Origin of the sequence: Amycolatopsis sp. WAC 04169, from assembly GCF_003947535.1 — a bacterium.
GTDB lineage: Bacteria > Actinomycetota > Actinomycetes > Mycobacteriales > Pseudonocardiaceae > Amycolatopsis > Amycolatopsis keratiniphila.
Genome location: NZ_QHJI01000050.1, coordinates 1 through 726, shown reverse-complemented (window position 1 = coordinate 726; position 726 = coordinate 1). Strand labels below are relative to the sequence as shown.

The 726-nt window shown below is 66.4% G+C and carries 1 protein-coding gene; it reads left to right on the top strand.

Going from position 1 to position 726, the window contains the following annotated elements:
• On the top strand, positions 1 to 726 hold a 726-nt coding region (locus DMC61_RS40915), incomplete at both ends, for a replicative DNA helicase (protein ID WP_148106765.1).

Genomic DNA, 726 nt, shown 5'->3' with positions numbered 1-726 from the left:
CACCGAGCAGCGCACGAGCGAGGACTACCTGCCGCTCGGCGACATCATGGAAGGCGCGCTCGACGAGATCGAGGCGATCGGGTCGCGCAGCGGCGAGATGACCGGGGTGCCCACCGGGTTCACCGACTTCGACTCGCTGACCAACGGCCTGCATCCGGGCCAGATGATCGTCATCGCCGCACGCCCCGCGATGGGCAAGTCGACCCTCGCGCTGGACTTCGCGCGCGCCGCATCGATCAAGAACAACCTGCCGAGCGTCATCTTCTCGCTCGAAATGGGGCGCAACGAGATCGCGATGCGTCTGCTGTCCGCCGAGGCACGAGTCGCGCTGCACCACATGCGGTCGGGCACGATGACGGACGACGACTGGACGCGACTGGCGCGCCGGATGCCCGACGTGTCGGCCGCCCCGCTCTACATCGACGACTCCCCGAACCTGTCGATGATGGAGATCCGCGCCAAGTGCCGTCGCCTCAAACAGCGCAACGACCTCAAGCTGGTCGTCATCGACTATCTCCAGCTGATGCAGTCCGGCGGTTCGAAGCGCGCCGAGAGCCGGCAGCAGGAGGTCTCGGACATGTCCCGCAACCTCAAGCTCCTGGCGAAGGAGCTGGAGATCCCGGTCATCGCGCTCTCCCAGCTGAACCGTGGTCCCGAGCAGCGCACGGACAAGAAGCCCATGGTCTCCGACCTGCGTGAGTCCGGTTCGATCGAGCAGGACGCCGA